The 2,809-nt window shown below is 70.6% G+C and carries 3 protein-coding genes; all 3 read left to right on the plus strand.

Going from position 1 to position 2,809, the window contains the following annotated elements; translation table 11 throughout:
- Window positions 1-1,076: acyl-CoA dehydrogenase family protein (locus VIR09_RS14480; protein ID WP_332013494.1), on the plus strand; the 1,076-nt coding region annotated here is incomplete at its 5' end.
- A gap of 18 nt (window positions 1,077-1,094) precedes the next feature.
- Window positions 1,095-2,090 carry an acryloyl-CoA reductase gene (locus VIR09_RS14485; protein ID WP_332013495.1) on the plus strand — a complete coding sequence of 332 codons (996 nt, stop codon included), beginning with the start codon at window positions 1,095-1,097 and terminating at the stop codon, window positions 2,088-2,090.
- Window positions 2,091-2,107: 17 nt separating this feature from the next.
- Window positions 2,108-2,809, plus strand: a 702-nt coding sequence (locus VIR09_RS14490; RefSeq protein WP_332013496.1) for a CoA-binding protein, incomplete at its 3' end; no start/stop codon positions are given.

The raw sequence follows: 2,809 nt of genomic DNA on the forward strand, positions 1-2,809 counted from the left end.
AATCCCCCGCCATCGCCCGCAACGTGGCGGCCTTGGACGAATGTGTAGCGCGCTTGCGCGTGCAAGCCCGGGACGCCGGCCTCTACGCGCCGCAACTACCGGTGGAACTTGGCGGGCTGGGGCTGGGCTGGCGCGCGCTGGCGCAAGTGCTGGAAGCGGCCGGTCGCGGCTTTCTGGGACCGGCCGCGTTGAACTGCGCCGCGCCCGACCAGCCCAACATGCTGACGTTGCTGCGCCTGGGTAACCCTGCCCAGCAGGAACGCTTCCTTGCGCCGCTGGTGCGCGGCGAGCAGCGTGCCTGCTTCGCCATGACCGAGCCCGCGCCCGGCGCCGGCTCCGACCCATCCATGCTGCGCACCCGCGCCGAGCGGCGCGGCGCGGGCTGGGTGCTGAACGGCCACAAGCAATTCATCAGCGGCGGCGTGGGCGCGGATTTCGCGCTGGTGCTGGCGCGCACCGATACCGGCGCGACGCTGTTCCTGGTGCCTGCCGATACGCCGGGCTATTGCGTGGTCCGCGATATCGGCATGGTCACGGGCTACCAGATCGGCGGCCACGCCGAGATCCTGCTGCAGGACTGCGAGGTCGGCGACGAGGCCGTGCTGGGTGAGCCCGGCCGCGGACTGGAGCATGCGCAGCTGCGGCTGGAGCCGGCCCGCCTGTCCCACTGCATGCGCTACATCGGCCGCGCGCGACGCGCGCTCGAAACGGCGCAAGCCTATGTAATGCAGCGCGAGTCGTTCGGCTCGCGCCTGGCGGACCTGCAGCAGATCCAGGCCATGGTGGCGGATTCGCATATCGACCTGCACGCCGCCCGCCTCATGACACTGGACTGCGCCGGCCGCATGGACGAAGGCCTGTCGGTGAAACAACACAGCGCCATGGCCAAGGTCTTCGTGTCCGAAGCGGTGAACCGCGTGGCCGACCGCGCCGTACAGATGATGGGCGCGTCCGGCCTGTCCGACGACACGCCCGTGGCCATGGTCTGGCAGGAAATGCGCCCCTTCCGCATCTACGACGGCGCCAATGAACTACACCGCGCCACGCTGGCGCGCCGGCTGCTGGCGCAAGCCTGAGCCTCAACGGAGACGAGCATGCAGAATCCCGAATTCCAGGCCTACCGCCTGCACGCAGGCGCGGCGGGCGAGCCGCCGCAAGGCCGCTTCGACACCTTGACCGCGGATCAGCTGTCCACGGGCGACACGCTCATCAAGGTGGCCTACGCGGGCCTGAACTACAAGGACGCACTGGCCCAGGCCGGGCGCGGCGGCATCATCCGCGAGTATCCGCGCATCGGCGGCATAGACCTGTCTGGCACCGTGGTGCATTCCGCCGATCCGGCGCTCACGCCCGGCCAGGAGGTCGTGGTGCACGGCTTCGGCATCGGCGTGGATTGCGACGGCGGTTATGCCGAGTACGCGCGGGTGCGCCATGACTGGGTGCTGCCGCTGCCCGCCGGCATCGGGCTGCGCGATGCCGCCGTGCTGGGCGCCGCGGGCTATACCGCCGCCCTGTCGCTGCACTGGATGGAGCACTGCGGCTTGACCCCGGATCAGGGTGAGGTGCTGGTGACCGGCGCCACCGGCGGCGTCGCTGGCGTCGCCATCGACATCCTGAGCCAGCGCGGCTATCGCGTCTGCGCCATGTCCGGCAAGCGGGATGCGGAGAACTATCTGCGCTCGCTGGGTGCACAGGACGTGATCGCGCCGCCCGATCTGTCGGCCGGAATCAAGCCGCTGCTGAGCGCGCGCTGGGCCGGCGTCATCGATTCCGTGGGCGGCCCGCTGCTGGCGCACGCGCTAGCCAGCCTGAAGCCGGACGGCGTGGCCGCCGCCTTCGGCAATGCGGGCGGCGCGGAACTGCCCACCTCGGTCATCCCCTTCATCCTGCGTGGCGTCAAGCTGCTGGGTATCAACGCCAACAGCCCCATGCCGCTACGGCGCCAGGTGTGGCACAAGTTCGCTGCCGAATACCGTCCCGCGCATCTCGACCTGATCGCGCGCGTCATCGAACCCCGCGAACTGCCCCAGGCGCTGGCCGCCATGCTCGAACGCAGCAGCACCGGCCGCAGCGTCGTGCGTTTCTCCTGATTCTTCATCGCCACATCATGACCGACACTTCCCTGTCCCGCCTCTTCGATCCGCAAGGCATCGCCATCGTCGGCGCCTCGGCCACGCCGGGCAAGATCGGCGCGATGCCGATCAGCCTGCTGCTCCAGCACGGCTACGGCGGCCGCATCATCCCCGTCAACCCGCGCGCGGATACCATCGCCGGCCTCCCTGCCGTCCCCGGCCTGGACGCGCTGGACGCGGACGTGGACCTGGCCATCCTGGCCGTGCCTGCTGCCCATGCCGCGCAGGCGCTGGAACGCGCCCGGCCCGGCCAGGTGGGCGCGGCGGTGGTGTTCACCTCCGGCTTCTCCGAGACCGGCGCAGAAGGCGCGGCGCAGCAGGAGCGGCTCTGCGCCATCGCGCGCGAGCGCGGCATCCGCCTGCTGGGCCCCAATTGCCTGGGCTTCATGAACGTGCGGCGCAAGGTCTATGCGACGTTCTCGCCGGCCCCGGCCAACGGCGTCGTCGCCCCCGGCGGCATCGGCATGGTGTCGCAGAGCGGCGCATTCGGCGCCTACGCCTACAGCATGGCGCGCGAGCGCGGCCTGGGCCTGTCGCACTGGATCAGCACCGGCAACGAGGCCGACATCGACGTCGCCGACTGCATCGAATGGCTGGCGCGCGACGCCGATACCCGCGTCATCATGGCCTATATGGAAGGCTGCCGCGACGGCGCCAAGCTGCGCCGCGCGCTGGCT

Origin of the sequence: Achromobacter sp. (assembly GCF_036567245.1) — a bacterium.
Taxonomy (GTDB): Bacteria; Pseudomonadota; Gammaproteobacteria; order Burkholderiales; family Burkholderiaceae_B; genus Achromobacter.